Origin of the sequence: Cupriavidus sp. GA3-3, from assembly GCF_000389805.1 — a bacterium.
Taxonomy (GTDB): domain Bacteria; phylum Pseudomonadota; class Gammaproteobacteria; order Burkholderiales; family Burkholderiaceae; genus Cupriavidus; species Cupriavidus necator_D.
The window spans coordinates 66,324-81,299 of record NZ_KB944471.1 but is presented as its reverse complement, the minus strand read 5'-3'; the positions used below and the strand labels follow the sequence as shown (position 1 = coordinate 81,299).

Sequence of the window (14,976 nt, the reverse complement as noted above, 5' to 3'; positions counted from 1 at the left end):
CTAAGTCTGGAAACTGCAGTGAAGGACGGTGAGGGGAGGCGGTGCGCGCGCCTCTGCCTCGGCGCGCAGCCCAACGCGAACCTCCGCCAGGACCACGCGCGTTGGCTCAAGCACGCGCATCAGCACCGGCATGAAGGCCGGAAGCTGCGGCGAAGCATGGTCGGCGTTCCTGGAATCGGCCTGGCAATGCGCCAGGCAAAGCCCGCTCTGGTCGATGTCCTGCTGGGTGTCACTGGCGGCCATATCGGCGCAGGATTCGGTCATCGCCGCCATCGTGCCGCTGTGTTCCGCCTGGTAGCGGCTGCCGGTACAGGCGTACGCCGCCACTGCCAGCTGGGCTGCCAGGAAGACAACGAGGAGGAAGCCGGCGAACCATGGCCGGCGATGCGATTTGCTCACGAGAGCGGTGCCTGTTTTGGCGACAATATATCAGTGTTCGGCGCCACCAGGCAGCATCGCTACTGCGGCAGCTTGCCGCACAGGTGGGCCGTTCGCGAACATAGCGAACGGCCTGATGCTGCACTTTCGCATGTTTTCCTGCAGCGGCAACGATGCCGTCCTGTGACACGTCACGGTGCCGAAATATTCGTCGTGCATCCTCCCGCCAAAACCAACGGGGAGGAAATATGAGGCGTCTTTCAATACTGGCAGCCCCGCTGCTGGCGCTGGCCGTGGCGTCGTGCGGCAGCGATGATGACAACAATGCGCCGGTCACGCAGCCGCCGGCTGCCGGCAGCACCGCGCCGGCGAAGAACGTCGTGTTCTTCCTTGGCGACGGCATGGGCATGACGACCATGACCGCGGCGCGGATCTACAAGGTCGGCGAGGATGGGGACCTGACCATGGATACGCTCCCCGAGAGCGGGTTTATCCGGACCTATTCGAACAACGCGCAGGTGACCGACAGCGCGCCGTCGATGGCGGCCTACATGACCGGTGTCAAGATGAACAACGAAGTCATCTCGATGACGCCGGAGACCAATGCCTTCGACGCCAGCGGCAAGGACTACCTGTCCGGCGCGGACAGCACCTGCCCGGCTTCCGGCAACGGCCAGAGCGTGCCGACGCTGCTAGAGCAGATGAAGGCGGCAGGCTACGGCACCGGCGTGGTCACCACCACCCGCATCACGCACGCAACCCCCGCCACGACCTACGCGCACGTGTGCCACCGCGACGCCGAGAACACCATCGCCGCGCAACTGGTGCCGCACGGCGCCGGCTACAACGGCGCGCTTGGCGATGGCGTCGATGTGATCTTCGGCGGCGGCCGCAAGCACTTCCAGAACAAGGCCGCGGGCGGCGCCCGCACCGACGGCCGCGACCTGGTCGGCGAGCTGACCAAGGCCGGCTATGCCTACGTTTCCAGCAAGGCCGAGTTCGACAAGATCGACGCCGCCAGCGCGAAGAAGGTGGCAGGGTTGTTCACGTCCAGCCATATGGCCTACGACCTGGACCGCGTGCCCGGCGATGAACCGAGCCTGGCGGAGATGACCGGCAAGGCCATCGACGTGCTTGCCGCGAAGAAGAAGGGCTTCTTCCTGATGGTGGAAGGCGGCCGCATCGACCACGCATTGCATGAAACCACCGCGCGCAAGGCGCTGCAGGACACCGTGGCTTTCGACACCGCGATCAAGACCGCGATCGACAAGCTCAACGTGATCGACCCGGGCCTGAAGAACACGCTGATCGTCGTCACCGCCGACCATGACCACACGCTGGTGCTGAACGGCTACGCCAAGCGCACCGGCCCCACCAGCGACAGCAACCCCGGCGTGCTGGGCCTGCTGAAGAACTACGTGACCGGCGCACTGTCCACGGACTCCGGCGGCAATCCTTTCACCATTATCGGCTTCGGCACCGGCGAGAACCGCCCGGCCACGCGCACCGCGCTGACCGATGCACAGGTCTACGACAAGAGCTATCACCAGGAAGCCGCGATCCCGACGGCGGCGGGTGGCGAGACCCATGGCGGCACCGATGTCTTTATCGGCGCACTGGGCAACGGTGCCGAATCCTTCACCGGTGTGATGGACAACACCGACGTGTTCGGCCTGATCAAGACGGCCATCGGCCTCTAAGCCACTATCGCTGACGGAATAACGCCATGAAACTCATCATTCGTACCGGCCTGTCCGCACTTGCGGCTGCCTGCGCCTGCATTGCTCTCCCTGCGCAAGCCGCGGGCGAGGCCAAGAATGTCATCTTCTTCCTGGGCGACGGCATGGGCCCGACCACCGTCACCGCTTCGCGCATCTACAAGTATGGCGAGACCGGCAAGCTCAACATGGAGTCGCTCAAGCGCACCGCGCGCGTGAAGACGTATTCGAACGACGCGCAGACCACCGACAGCGCACCGTCGATGGCGGCCTACATGACCGGCGTGAAGATGAACAACGAGGTCATCTCGATGTCGGCCGATACCAAGGCCAGCGACGGCTCCGGCAAGGCCTATGTGACCAGCGCCGGCGACAGCACCTGTCCCAGTGGCAACGGCGCGCCGGTCGTGACCGTGCTGGAACTGGCCAAGGCCGCCGGCAAGTCGGTCGGCGCGGTGACCACCACGCGCGTGACCCACGCAACGCCGGCGGCCACTTTCTCGCACGTCTGCCACCGCGACGGCGAGAACAATATCGCCGCGCAGGCAACGCCCGGCAACGCCGGCTACAACACCGCGCTCAAGGACGGCCTGGACGTGCTGCTTGGCGGCGGCCGCCGCCAGTTCCTGCCCAGCGCCGCGGGTGGCAAGCGCACCGATGGCGTGGACCTGACCACGCAGTTCCCGGGCTACACCTACGTGACCACCGGCACCGCGTTCAAGGCCGTTGACCCGGCATCCACCAGCAAGCTGCTCGGCCTGTTCAACATGGACCACCTCAACTACGACCTGGACCGCGTCAAGAACAATGTCGACGAGCCCAGCCTGGCCGACATGACCGAGAAGGCCATCCGCATCCTGCAGAAGAACGGCAACGGCTATTTCCTGATGGTGGAGGGCGGCCGGATCGACCATGCGCTGCATGGCACCAACGCCAAGCGCGCGCTGGAAGACACGATCGCGTTTGACGATGCCATCAAGCGTGCGCTGTCGATGGTGGACCTGTCGAACACGATGATCGTGGTCACTGCCGACCACGACCATACGATGACGATCAACGGCTACTCGCATCGCGGCAACCCGATCCTGGGCACGTCGACGGACATCAAGACCAGGCAGCCGGCCACGGCGGCCGACGGCCTGCCTTACACCACGCTGGTGTTCGGCAACGGCGGCGGTCCGCGCAAGACCCCGCGCGACAACCCCGCGCTGGTGGACACCACGGCCGACGGCTACCTGCAGGAAGTTGGCGTCAACCTTGGCTCGCCGGGCTCGGAAACACACGGCGGCGGCGATGTGATGCTGTTCTCGACGGGGCCGGGCAACGCCGCGCTCAAGGGCACCATCGACAACACCAAGGTGTTCAGCGTCGTAAAGTCCGCGCTGGGCCTCTGATGCCGGCCGCGGCCTTGCTGCACGACTGAGTACAGGGTCTTTTGATGCCATGCGCGCGCCGGTTTGCCGGCGTGCGCATTTTCGCTTTCTGAACGGATTTCATGAAAACCAAGCAAGCCACTCCCGTCCTCGCACTGCTGCTGGTCTCGGCAGCCTTCACCGCCGTGGCGGCAGAACCGTCCAAGGCCTCCGGCCCGCTGGCGCTGCGCGTGCAGCATGAGTTGTCGGCGCTCGGGGCCGACGGCGTGCGCCGCGACATCTACTTCACCGAACGTGTCTACCGCGAGGGCGGCACGGTCTGGATCGAGCGCGAGATCCCGCACGGGGCGCACGACGAAGCCGAGCACGCCAAGGCAGACAAGGGCCACAAGCACATGGACATGTCGGCCGCCGCGCGCTGGATCGAGCGGCAGCCGTCCGGCAAGCTGTCGGTGCGGCTGGTCAGCGACGCCATGCGCAAGACCTTCGAAGTCAGCCCGGCCGAATACGGCAACATCGGCTTCGACGGCTCATGGGCGACCGCCTACCACCTGCTGGATCCGGCAGCGCTCAAGACCATGAGCGCGAGCGGTCCTGCGCGCGGCGGTGTGCAGGAGTACCGCGCAAAGCGCGGCGATGAACAGGTGACGGTCCAGTGGGACGTGGCCGGCCAGTATCCGCGCCTGGTCCAGTCGCGCAATGCCAGCGGCACGCAGAAGAAGATCACGCGGGTGACCGCCGCTGCCTTGCCGCAACCCGCTCCGTGGAACCGCACCCGGCCCTATGCGAAAGGTGAGTACACGGATCTGATGGACTAGTCCGCGGCTATCGCAGGCGCGGTTGTCCTCTGGACAACTCGGACGTCGGGCAGGGTGCCAGCGGCGCTTCGCCGGATCAGGCATTGCATCAATCCCATATTTCTAGTATTGTAGAAATATGGAAGAATATGATGTTGTCCGCTCCCTTGCAGCCTTGGCCCACGGGCTGCGCCTCCAGGTCTTCCGGATGCTGGTCGTCGCCGGCCCGGGTGGCATGACGCCCGGCGCGATGGCCGAGCGGCTGGACGTGCCTGCGGCCACCCTGTCGTTCCACCTGAAGGAACTGGCACACGCCGGCCTGGTGACGCAGGAGCGGGACGGACGCAACCTGATCTACCGCGCCGCTTTCGCGCATATGAGTGCGTTGCTCGGCTACCTGACCGCCAATTGCTGCGAAGGTGTCGAGGACAAAGCGGCGGTTCCCTGCCACTGCTGATGGAGATGTTCCGATGAAGCGCTTTCACGTTCACGTCCATGTCGACGACGTTGGCAAGAGCATTGCCTTCTATTCGAAGCTCTTTGCCGCTGAACCGACGCGAGTCGAGAGCGACTACGCCAAATGGATGCTCGAGGATCCGCGCATCAACTTCGCGATCTCCACGCGCGGCCAGGGGACGGGCGTCGACCATCTCGGTTTCCAGACCGATGACGCCGCCGAGCTTGCTGAACTGAAAGCGCGCGCCGAGGCGGCCGACATGGCGCTGCTGGACCAGGGTGAAACCACCTGCTGCTATGCCCGCAGTGAGAAGCACTGGGTCACCGATCCGCAGGGCATTGCATGGGAGCACTTCCATACGCTGGGCAACGTCCCGGTATTTGGTGAAGGCAAGGCCGAAGCGGCGTCCGCCGAAGGCTCCGCCTGCTGTGCACCGCGTGCCCCGCGCGGCAAGCCGATCGGAATTGCAGTGAACTCCAACTCGTCGTGCTGCTAAGGACTCGCCATGAGCGCCAGCGTCTACAACGTTCTCTTCGTCTGCAACGGCAATTCGGCCCGTTCGATCCTGGCCGAGGGACTGATGAACCATCTTGGCCAAGGCCGCTTCCGCGGCTATTCGGCAGGCAGCCACCCGACTGGCGTGGTGAACCCGTTCGCGCTGGAAGCGCTGGAAAAGCTGGGTCTTCCGACCGGCGGGTTCCGCAGCAAGAGCTGGGACGAATTCGCGCGAGATGGCGCCCCGGCGCTCCACTTCGTGTTCACGGTGTGCGACAAGGCCGCCGGTGAACTCTGCCCGGTCTGGCCGGGCCAGCCGATGACCGCGCATTGGGGCGTGGCGGATCCTGCAGCCGGTGAAGTATCGGACGAGCGCAGGCAAAAGCTGGTCCGCGAAGCGGCGGTAATCCTCACGCGACGCATCGAGTACCTGCTCGCACTCCCCATCGATAAACTGGATGCCGTAGGCCTGCAACAGGCCGTACGGGACATCGGCCAAAGCTGACTCTTTACTGTCCATGACTACAAACGTTCTGATCCTGTGCACCCACAACTCTGCCCGCAGCGTGCTGAGCGAAGGGATGCTCAACCATTGGGCCAGCAAGCTCGGCAAGGATGTGCGCGCCTTCAGCGCCGGCAGCGCACCGAGCGGGCGCCTGAACCCGTTCGCACTGGAAGCGCTGACCAGTGCCGGCGTCGACGTGAGCGGCTACCGCAGCAAGAGCTGGGACGAATTCGTCGGCGACAACGCGCCGGAAATGCGGATCGTGATCACGGTCTGCGACAGCGCCGCGGCGGAACAGTGCCCATATTGGCCGGGCAGCCCGGTCAAGGTGCACTGGGGCTATGCCGATCCGTCCAACGCCCTGGGCGGCGACGAGGGCAAGCGCCTGGTATTCGAGCTGACGCGCGAGGCCATTGGCTACCGCATGCTGCAACTGCTGGCGTTGCCGCTGGAAGGCATGAGCAATGCGCAGCTGCAGGACGCGCTCAACGCGATCGCGAAGAACTGAAGGCGCCGGAACTCCAATGAATCAGAACGCAACCACCCACGCCCCCATTTCGACCAAGCCCGCCATCGGCTTCTTTGAACGCTACCTGACCATCTGGGTGGCCCTGTGCATCGTCGTCGGGATTGCGCTGGGGCAGGCGATGCCGGGCGCGTTCCAGGCGATCGGCAGCATGGAGTACGCCCAGGTGAACCTGCCGGTCGGCATCCTCATCTGGATCATGATTATCCCGATGCTGCTGAAGATCGACTTCGGCGCACTGGGCCAGGTGAAATCCCACTGGCGCGGCATCGGTGTGACGCTGTTCATCAACTGGGCGGTCAAGCCGTTCTCGATGGCGCTGCTGGGCTGGCTGTTCGTGCGGCACCTGTTTGCGCCCATGCTGCCCGCCGAGCAGCTCGACAGCTATATCGCCGGGCTGATCCTGCTGGCCGCGGCGCCGTGCACGGCGATGGTGTTCGTGTGGAGCCAGCTGTGCAAGGGCGACCCGTATTTCACGCTGTCGCAGGTGGCGCTGAACGATGCCATCATGGTGGTGGCGTTCGCGCCGGTGGTGGCGCTGCTGCTTGGCCTGTCGTCGATCACGGTGCCGTGGGATACGCTGCTGACGTCGGTGGCGCTGTATATCGTGGTGCCGGTGGCGATTTCGCAGGTGTTGCGCAAGCTGCTGCTGAGCAAGGGCGTGGCGCATTTCCAGCGGGTCGTGGGCAAGCTCGGTCCTTATTCCATCGCCGCGCTGCTGCTGACGCTGGTGCTGCTGTTCGCGTTCCAGGGCCAGGCCATCATCGAGCAACCGCTGGTGATCGCGCTGCTGGCCGTGCCCATCCTGATCCAGGTGTTCCTGAACTCCGGCCTGGCGTATCTGCTGAACCGGAAACTGGGTGTGGCGCATTGCGTGGCGGGCCCGTCCTCGCTGATCGGCGCCAGCAATTTCTTCGAGCTGGCCGTGGCGACGGCCATCAGCCTGTTCGGCTTCAAGTCCGGGGCGGCGCTGGCAACGGTGGTCGGCGTGCTGATTGAAGTGCCGGTCATGCTGCTGGTGGTCAGCATCGTCAATCGGACCCAAGGCTGGTATGAAGCGGGGCGCAAGGCCTGACGCCCGCCCCAAGGCACTCCGATCCCGGCGGCCGTGATGCTCAGGCTGCCATGGCTCAGGCCGCTTCGGTCGAGACGCCGCGGCGTTTGGTGGCCGCCGGCTTGCATGCCACTTCCGGCACGCCGCAGCCCTGCGGATTGCCTTGGCAGCAATGTTCCGTCAGGAAGGCAATGAGCGCGTTCATCGTCTCGAATTGCGCCCGGTAGATCACGAACTTGCCTTCCTGCGTATTCTTGATGAGACCCGCGTGGACCAGTTCTTTCAGATGGAAGGACAGCGTCGCGGGTGCGACACCCAGCGCTTCGCGGATCCGGCCCGCGCTGACGCCGTCCGGGCCGGCCTGGACCAGCAAGCGGAAGATCGCCAATCGGGAATCCTGGGCAAGTGCAGCGAGCGCTGCTACGGCGGTTTCATTCTTCATTGGTCGAACTGTAGAGGTACTGGCGCGGTCCGCGCAAGTCAGGTGCCGTCGAATTCAACTATTCTGATTGGATCCTGCTTCCGGCGCCCGCCGCCGCGGCGGTTCCCGCTTCGGGGTCTTGTGGCGCCAACGATTCCTTCAAGGAGAACCACAATGCGTGTCATGGTGATGGTGAAGGCCACGAGCGAATCAGAAAGCGGCAAGATGCCAAGCACGGAGTTGCTTGCGGCAATGGGCAAGTTCAATGAAGAGCTCGTCAAGGCGGGCGTCATGCTTGCGGGCGAGGGCTTGCACCCTAGCGCAAGGGGAAAGCGGGTGCGCTTTTCGGGCGATCAGCGGACTGTGACGGACGGGCCGTTCCCGCAGACCAGCGAAATCGTTGCCGGGTTCTGGTTGTGGCAAGTCGAGTCAATGGATGAGGCTGTCGAATGGGTCAGGCGCTGCCCCAATCCCATGGAAAGCGAGTCCGAAATCGAAATTCGCCCGCTGTTCGAGGTCGAGGACTTCGGTGCTGAATTCACGCCAGAACTGCGGGAGCAGGAAGAGCGGCTGCGCGCTGAAGTTGAAGGGCTTGCGAACAAGGCGCGCTGACGGGAGCCCAAACGCACAGGGCGAGGCGGTTGCCTCGCCGCCCAACGCTGGTTCTTTCGGCGTTGTCCATCTCCACGGCATGGAGCACCGTAGACCTGGGTGTCCTCTTGCGGGGCGCGCCGAGTGCAAAAGGTGTGCGCGTCCAGCGACCGTAGTCATCTCTTCGGCGGCTGACCTCGCCCCTGAAGGCGACGTCTCATTGGCGGCCAACTGATCCTGGACCGAGGCGCGTTGGCCTTTGAGCACAGTCCCGTGCTTCCTTGGCCTTGACCTTCCAACGATGGGAACCTCTAAGCTGGGGTCATCAGGCGCGACATGGACGTCCCACCGCGAATGGCCGTCGTCTTCGCATCATGAGCGTGTCATGAAGGTAAAAGGCACGCCGGATGACGCAGTGGATGCCCGGCCCGACAACTGAAGGAAGCAGCCAGGATGAACAGGACAAGCAACGAACGCGATGCAACCGAGCCTGGCCGCCACAGCGCCGGTGCACATGGCTCGACTCAGGACCAGTCCGGTCCTGTTCATCACGAGCATGCGCATCACCATGTTCATGAACCGGCTGGCACTGGAGCCGGGGCGGCGCAGCCCGCTGCCGAGGGAACGATTTATACCTGTCCCATGCACCCGGAGATCCGCCAGGATCATCCCGGCAACTGCCCCAAGTGCGGCATGGCGTTGGAACCGTTGTTGCCGGAACTGGATGAAGGCGAGAACCCCGAGCTGGTGGATTTCCGTCACCGCTTCTGGTGGACGCTACCGCTCACCGGTGTGGTGTTCGTCATGGCCATGTTCGGGCATCGCCTTGGCTGGATGGAGGTGTCGACCCAGAGCTGGGTCGAGCTTGCGCTGGCGACGCCTGTGGTGCTGTGGGCAGGCTGGCCGTTCTTTGTGCGGTGTTTCCACTCGATCGTCAACCGTAGTCCGAACATGTGGACGCTGATCGGAATCGGCACCGGTGCGGCCTATGTCTACAGCGTCATTGCGACCGTCATACCTGGCGCATTTCCGCAGGTGTTCGCCGAGCATGGCCGTATCGGTGCCTACTTCGAGGCAGCGGCGGTGATCATTTCCCTCACGCTGCTGGGTCAGTTGCTTGAACTCAAGGCCCGCTCCCAGACTTCCGCCGCCATCAAGTCGCTGCTGGGACTGGCGCCCAAGACGGCGCGGCGTATCGGTCCCGACGGCGCCGAAGAGGACGTGCCGCTCGCCCATGTCCACGTGGGCGACCTGCTGCGCGTGCGGCCCGGCGAGAAGGTGCCGGTCGATGGCGTGGTAACGGAAGGCACCAGCGCGGTCGACGAATCGATGATCACTGGCGAGCCCATTCCGACCACCAAGCGCGTCGGCGACCGCGTCATCGGCGCCACGATGAACACTTCGGGCAGCCTTATCATCCAATCCGAAAAGGTCGGCTCCCAGACCGTGCTGTCCCAGATTGTCCAGATGGTGGCGCAAGCGCAGCGATCGAAGGCACCGATGCAGCGGATGGCCGACCAGGTTGCCGGCGTCTTCGTCGTCGGTGTCATCGGCATTGCGGTGCTGACCTTTGTCGCGTGGGGACTCTTCGGCCCCGAGCCGAGCTGGGTGTTCGGGCTGATCAATGCCGTCGCGGTGCTGATCATCGCATGTCCGTGCGCGCTGGGGCTCGCCACGCCGATGTCCATCATGGTTGCAAGCGGGAAGGGCGCTTCCAGCGGCGTGCTGTTCCGCGACGCCGCTGCAATCGAGAACCTGCGCAAGATCGATACCCTGATTGTCGACAAGACCGGGACGCTTACCGAGGGTCGGCCGGCTTTTGAGCGCGCGATCGGCACCAATGGCTATGCCGAGGAGGACATGCTGCGGTTAGCTGCCAGCCTGGATCAGGGCAGCGAGCATCCCCTGGCTGCCGCGATTGTTGCAGCAGCCCGTGAGCGCGGCCTGCAGTTGGAAAAGCCGGAGGGCTTCGAGTCGAGCTCCGGGATTGGGGTAAGAGGCAAGTTGGGAGGCAGCAAGGTCGCGATCGGGAATACTGCGCTCATGGAAGCCGAAGGCGTTCCCATCGATCCGCTCGTGGCGCAGGCCGATGAGCTGCGGGCGCAAGGCGCCAGCGTGATGTATCTTGCCGTCGATGGCAAGCTTGCTGGCCTGCTCGCCGTTTCGGATCCGGTCAAGGCCACCACGCCGGAGGCGCTGGCGCATCTCAGGGGAGAAGGTATCCGTGTCGTGATGGCGACCGGCGACGGGATTGCGACGGCGAAGGCGGTGGCCGGGAAACTTGGCGTTGACGAGTTCCACGGCGAGGTGAAGCCGGCGGACAAGCTTGAACTTGTCAGTTCGCTGCAACAGGCAGGCGCGGTGGTGGCGATGGCGGGCGACGGCATTAACGATGCGCCGGCGCTGGCGAAGGCCGACGTCGGTATTGCCATGGGCACGGGCACTGATGTCGCGATGAACAGCGCTCAGGTCACGCTGGTCAAGGGGGATTTGCGCGGGATTGCCCGTGCCCGGAAACTCTCGCAAGCGACCATTCGAAACATGAAGCAGAACCTCGGTTTTGCGTTCGTTTATAACGCATTGGGCGTTCCGCTGGCGGCGGGCGTTCTGTATCCAATGACAGGCCTGTTGTTGTCGCCCATGATTGCGGCGCTGGCGATGAGCCTGAGTTCTGCCTCGGTCATTACCAATGCGTTGCGGCTCAGGAAGGCTGCGACGTGAGGCGTACCGGCAGCTCGGGCTGCCCTGTGTGGCCGCTCAGGGCTCATTTCCATTTTCCCCTTGGTGTATTCAGAGATCCGTTCCAAGCGTCTGGGGTGAAGTGCGCCCTACACATGTCATGCACTGCAACATTTCTGCGTAAGCACATGTAAATTTAGAGACGTACGATGCACTTTTATTGTCCTGTTTTAAAGACTTTTTGGGTATATACCTAGGGATCAAATTAGAGGAAACCCTCTAGGATTCGCACTCGGATGCTGCGCTGCAGGATTGGTGGCGCTGTCAATCCGGAAGCCAAACCGAAGCGGATTCACGTTGCAATCTGTTGCGCGAATCCGTTCGATCAATCCACAGGAGATTTTGCATGTCCCCTTTTATGCCCGAGCAATTTGCTGCAGCGCAAAAGTCCAGTCTGAACCAACTGTTCGCGCTGACGAACATGGCTTTTGACGGCTTCCAGAAGTTGACCGAGTTGAACCTGCAGGCAGTCAGGACGACGCTTGCCGAAGGCCAGGGCAATATCGAAGCGGTGCTGGCCGGAAAGGACCTGCGTGAAGTGTTCGCCGTGCAGGGCAATCTGGCACAGCCTGCCGCGGAGAAGGCGGTTGCATATGCACGCCATGTGTACGAAATCGCATCGAACACGCAGGTGGAGCTGACCAAGGCAGTCGAGGGCCAGTACGAACAGCACAACCGCAATGTGCAAGCCTTCGTTGACAACTTCGTGAAGAACGCGCCAGCCGGGTCTGAAGCGATCACCGCGCTGCTGCAATCGAGCGTTGCAGCCGCCAGCAGCACCTTTCAATCCTTCCAGGACGCCGCGAAGCAGACGGCTGAAGTCGCCAAGGCCAACTTTGCCAAGACCGCCGCAGCGGCCTCCGGCGCGGCCCAGCAGGCGGCGCCCCGCGCTTCCAAGCAATAACGGCGTGCGGCTGGCCAAGCAGGCCAGGCCAGCGCGCTGAACATAGATCGCAGGCTTGCAGGCCACAGCACTGCGACGCCAATCTTCCCGCATCGGTATACAAGCTGGGCCCGGAGTCATCCGGCCCGGCTCGCCCTCGCTTTGTCCGCGCCAGGGCAGCGGGAATGTGCTCGGGACAATCAGGCAAGAGCCCGTCCCGGCAAGGCAGGGGTCTTTCAACTTTACGAGAATGAAGCAGGCAGGATGATGAAGAAAATTGCACTGGTAACAGGTGGTATGGGTGGGCTGGGAGAAGCCATCAGCATCAAGCTGCACGACGCAGGCTATGCGGTGGTGGTGACGCACTCGCCGGGCAATGCGGCCGCCCAGGACTGGCTTGCCGCGATGGCCGCCGGCGGCCGCGAGATGCGTGCCTACGAGGTGGATGTATCCGACTACGATGCCTGCCAGGCTTGCGCGGCGCAGATCCTGGCTGACGTAGGCCGCGTGGATATCCTGGTGAACAACGCCGGCATTACCCGCGACATGGCCTTCAAGAAGATGGACAAGCCGAACTGGGACGCCGTGATGCGGACCAATCTCGACTCGGTGTTCAATCTCACCAAGCCGCTTTGCGAAGGCATGGTCGAACGCGGCTGGGGACGCATCATCAACATCTCATCGGTCAACGCATCCAAGGGCGCCTTCGGCCAGACCAACTATGCCGCCGCCAAGGCCGGGATGCACGGCTTCACCAAGTCGCTGGCGCTGGAAGTGGCAAGGAAGGGCGTGACCGTCAACACCGTCTCTCCGGGCTACCTTGCCACCAAGATGGTCAACGCCGTGCCCAAGGAAATCATGGAGACCAAGATCCTGCCGCAGATTCCGGTCGGCCGCGTCGGCAAGCCGGAAGAAGTCGCAGCGCTGATTGCCTACCTGTGCTCGGAGGAAGCGGCCTACGTGACCGGGTCCAATATCGCCATCAATGGCGGGCAGCACATGCAGTAAGGGTGCTGGGCCAGGCGCCGCCAGGCGAATGCGCGGCGCGGGCCCGTTGCAGCCGCACCGGCCCGCGCCGCATCGAACCCAGGTCGGCGCGGTTGCCTTGCAGGCGCTGCGACAGCAACTGGTTCTCGATTTGGGCGACGTTCGACGTTAGCACTGCACGATGATGGTTGGGGGCGGGCCGGATGCCTACCAGCCAAAGCGATAGTCCCTGGTCGGATGCAGCCACCACTTTCCGTTCCCGGGCAGTTCCAGCACCTGGTGGTGGAACTTCAGCAGCGTGGGCCGGTGGCTGACGCTGACAAGCGTCGACTGCATGTCGGCCAGCAACTGGTACATGGCTTCCTCATTGCTGATATCCAGGGCACTGGTCGCTTCGTCCAGCATGACATAGCGCGGCTTTGACAGCAGTACGCGGGCGATGGTCAGCCGCTGCTGCTCGCCAAGGGACAGGACTTTGCCCCAGTCCACTTCCGTGTCCAGGCCGCCAAAGCGGCCGGCGATGTCCTTCAGGTTGACCGCTTCCAGCAGCTTCAGAAGCTCCTCGTCAGGGATCCGCTGGCCGATGTGGTTCGGGTATAGCAACTGGCTGCGCAGGCTGCCGACCACCATGTAAGGATGCTGCGGCAGGAACAGCATTTCCTGCGGCACTGGCCGCACGATGCATCCCGTGCCGTTGTTCCACAATCCGGCGATCGCGCGCATCAGCGAACTTTTGCCGCCGCCGCTGGCGCCGACGATAAGAAGGCCCTCTCCCGGGTTGACCGACAGCGTCAGGTCGGTGACCAGCGTTCGCTCCTGATTCGGCGTGCGCAAGGTCACATGTTCCAGCGCCAGGCGGGAGTCATGGATGGACTCGATCGTGGTGGCCGGCTTCACGGAGGCTGCTGCCGTCCCAGTCAGCGAGATGGAGAATGTGTCCAGTCGATCCAGCCCCGCCACGAAGCGGCTCAGGTCTTCAAAGTTGTCGACGATCACGGTCAGCGCGTTCAGGATGGCGGCGAACGCGCCGGCCGCCTGGATGGCGCTGCCGACTTCAAGCTCGCCGGAAAGCACGCGTGAAGCGACGATGGCGCTGGGCAGCAGGATGGTCAGGAAGCCATAGGCATACTGGAACATGTTCAGGCTCAGCTGCCACTTGATGAGCCGGTCGAAATTCTGGAAGGCCTTGCCAAAACGGCCTCTTACATGGGATGACTCCAGCGCCTCGCCGCGATAGAAAGCGATGGACTCGGCGTTCTCACGCACCCGGATCAGGCTGAAGCGGAAATCCGCCTCCCGCCTTAGCTGGAAGAAGTTCAGGCCGATCAGGACGCGGCCGAAGAAGAAGATGGAGACAAATGTACCGGCGATGGCATAAATGACAAGAAAGTAGACCAGCTCCCTTGAGATCGACCACAGGACGGCGCTGAAGGCGATGAGCTGCAGCAGCGCGCCGATACCGATTGAAAGGAAGAACAGGGATTGCCGCGTGAAGGTATTGATGTCCTCGGCGATGCGCTGGTCCGGATTGTCGATCGCGGCATCTGAATTGAGCTTGTAGTAGACCCGGCCCTTGAAATACCCGTCCAGATAGTGATGCGTCAGCCAGCGTCTCCAGAGCAGGCTCAGCTTGTTCCTCAGGTAGTAATAGACCGCGTAGATGGGGACTGCAACCATCAGGATATAGAGACACTTCCTGATCGAGGCCCAGAAACGATCCGCGTCTTGCGCTGCCAGGGCCGAGGTGAATTCACCGGTTTGCTGGACGATCAGTACCTCGGTCTGGGTCTGGCCCAACAGCAGCAGGATCAGCAGGACCAGCAAGCCGGAGGCTTTCCATTTTTCCCGCGAGAACCAGTAAAGTTTTGCAATGGCCCAGTATCGGGTCCACACATGCCGGGTGGAAGTGACGGGACGTTTCCCTGGGGCCGAAGTGGTGCCGGTGACCCGCGACTCAGGAACGGCGCTCATATCCCATCTCCCAGCACTAACCGGATTGCATACTCGCCACATGGCCCGGCACGGGACACGTGGGAGAACGGCAGAAGACTA

15 protein-coding genes and 1 pseudogene are annotated in these 14,976 nt (G+C 63.4%); 12 read left to right on the top strand and 4 right to left on the bottom strand.

The window, feature by feature from the left end; genetic code table 11:
- On the bottom strand, positions 1 to 399 hold the full coding sequence (locus tag C265_RS10370) for a hypothetical protein (RefSeq protein ID WP_010810558.1): 399 nt from the start codon (positions 397 to 399) through the stop codon (positions 1 to 3).
- A 227-nt stretch (positions 400 to 626) separates the two neighbouring features.
- On the opposite strand from C265_RS10370, the gene C265_RS10365 reads away from it, so the two are divergent.
- From C265_RS10365 to arsB, 8 genes are all read left to right on the top strand, one after another.
- Complete coding sequence (locus tag C265_RS10365; RefSeq protein WP_010810559.1) at positions 627 to 2,078, top strand: alkaline phosphatase; 1,452 nt, start codon at positions 627 to 629, stop codon at positions 2,076 to 2,078.
- Positions 2,079 to 2,104: 26 nt separating this feature from the next.
- A complete protein-coding gene (locus C265_RS10360; protein ID WP_010810560.1) occupies positions 2,105 to 3,490 on the top strand; it encodes an alkaline phosphatase in 1,386 nt (461 codons plus the stop codon).
- A gap of 101 nt (positions 3,491 to 3,591) precedes the next feature.
- Entirely contained in the window at positions 3,592 to 4,287 is a 696-nt protein-coding gene (locus C265_RS10355) for a hypothetical protein (protein WP_010810561.1), read from the top strand.
- A gap of 118 nt (positions 4,288 to 4,405) precedes the next feature.
- Entirely contained in the window at positions 4,406 to 4,723 is a 318-nt protein-coding gene (locus C265_RS10350) for a helix-turn-helix transcriptional regulator (RefSeq protein ID WP_010810562.1), read from the top strand.
- A gap of 13 nt (positions 4,724 to 4,736) precedes the next feature.
- Positions 4,737 to 5,219 carry an ArsI/CadI family heavy metal resistance metalloenzyme gene (locus tag C265_RS10345; RefSeq protein ID WP_010810563.1) on the top strand — a complete coding sequence of 161 codons (483 nt, stop codon included), beginning with the start codon at positions 4,737 to 4,739 and terminating at the stop codon, positions 5,217 to 5,219.
- 9 nt (positions 5,220 to 5,228) lie between these two features.
- Positions 5,229 to 5,723, top strand: coding sequence for an arsenate reductase ArsC (locus C265_RS10340; protein WP_010810564.1), 495 nt, complete (start codon positions 5,229 to 5,231; stop codon positions 5,721 to 5,723).
- A 13-nt stretch (positions 5,724 to 5,736) separates the two neighbouring features.
- Positions 5,737 to 6,231 carry an arsenate reductase ArsC gene (locus C265_RS10335; RefSeq protein ID WP_010810565.1) on the top strand — a complete coding sequence of 165 codons (495 nt, stop codon included), beginning with the start codon at positions 5,737 to 5,739 and terminating at the stop codon, positions 6,229 to 6,231.
- 16 nt (positions 6,232 to 6,247) lie between these two features.
- On the top strand, positions 6,248 to 7,324 hold the full coding sequence (gene arsB / locus C265_RS10330; protein ID WP_010810566.1) for an ACR3 family arsenite efflux transporter: 1,077 nt from the start codon (positions 6,248 to 6,250) through the stop codon (positions 7,322 to 7,324).
- 55 nt (positions 7,325 to 7,379) lie between these two features.
- On the opposite strand, the gene C265_RS10325 is transcribed toward arsB, so the two are convergent.
- A complete protein-coding gene (locus C265_RS10325; protein WP_037024078.1) occupies positions 7,380 to 7,745 on the bottom strand; it encodes a helix-turn-helix transcriptional regulator in 366 nt (121 codons plus the stop codon).
- A gap of 153 nt (positions 7,746 to 7,898) precedes the next feature.
- On the opposite strand from C265_RS10325, the gene C265_RS10320 reads away from it, so the two are divergent.
- The 4 genes from C265_RS10320 to phbB all read left to right on the top strand — a co-directional run bounded on the left by C265_RS10320 (position 7,899) and on the right by phbB (position 12,945).
- Complete coding sequence (locus C265_RS10320; RefSeq protein ID WP_010810568.1) at positions 7,899 to 8,336, top strand: YciI family protein; 438 nt, start codon at positions 7,899 to 7,901, stop codon at positions 8,334 to 8,336.
- A gap of 432 nt (positions 8,337 to 8,768) precedes the next feature.
- A complete protein-coding gene (locus C265_RS10315; RefSeq protein WP_081645117.1) occupies positions 8,769 to 11,036 on the top strand; it encodes a copper-translocating P-type ATPase in 2,268 nt (755 codons plus the stop codon).
- A 364-nt stretch (positions 11,037 to 11,400) separates the two neighbouring features.
- Complete coding sequence (phaP3, locus tag C265_RS10310; RefSeq protein WP_037024076.1) at positions 11,401 to 11,958, top strand: TIGR01841 family phasin PhaP3; 558 nt, start codon at positions 11,401 to 11,403, stop codon at positions 11,956 to 11,958.
- A gap of 243 nt (positions 11,959 to 12,201) precedes the next feature.
- Positions 12,202 to 12,945 carry an acetoacetyl-CoA reductase gene (gene phbB / locus C265_RS10305; RefSeq protein ID WP_010810571.1) on the top strand — a complete coding sequence of 248 codons (744 nt, stop codon included), beginning with the start codon at positions 12,202 to 12,204 and terminating at the stop codon, positions 12,943 to 12,945.
- Between the two features lie 34 nt (positions 12,946 to 12,979).
- Here the strand turns inward: phbB and C265_RS33175 are convergent.
- Together C265_RS33175 and C265_RS10300 are read right to left on the bottom strand one after the other, a co-directional pair.
- Positions 12,980 to 13,087: pseudogene (locus C265_RS33175) on the bottom strand (magnesium transporter CorA); the annotation flags it as partial.
- Positions 13,088 to 13,131: 44 nt separating this feature from the next.
- On the bottom strand, positions 13,132 to 14,895 hold the full coding sequence (locus C265_RS10300; protein WP_011615533.1) for an ABC transporter ATP-binding protein/permease: 1,764 nt from the start codon (positions 14,893 to 14,895) through the stop codon (positions 13,132 to 13,134).
- Positions 14,896 to 14,976: the final 81 nt, after the last annotated feature.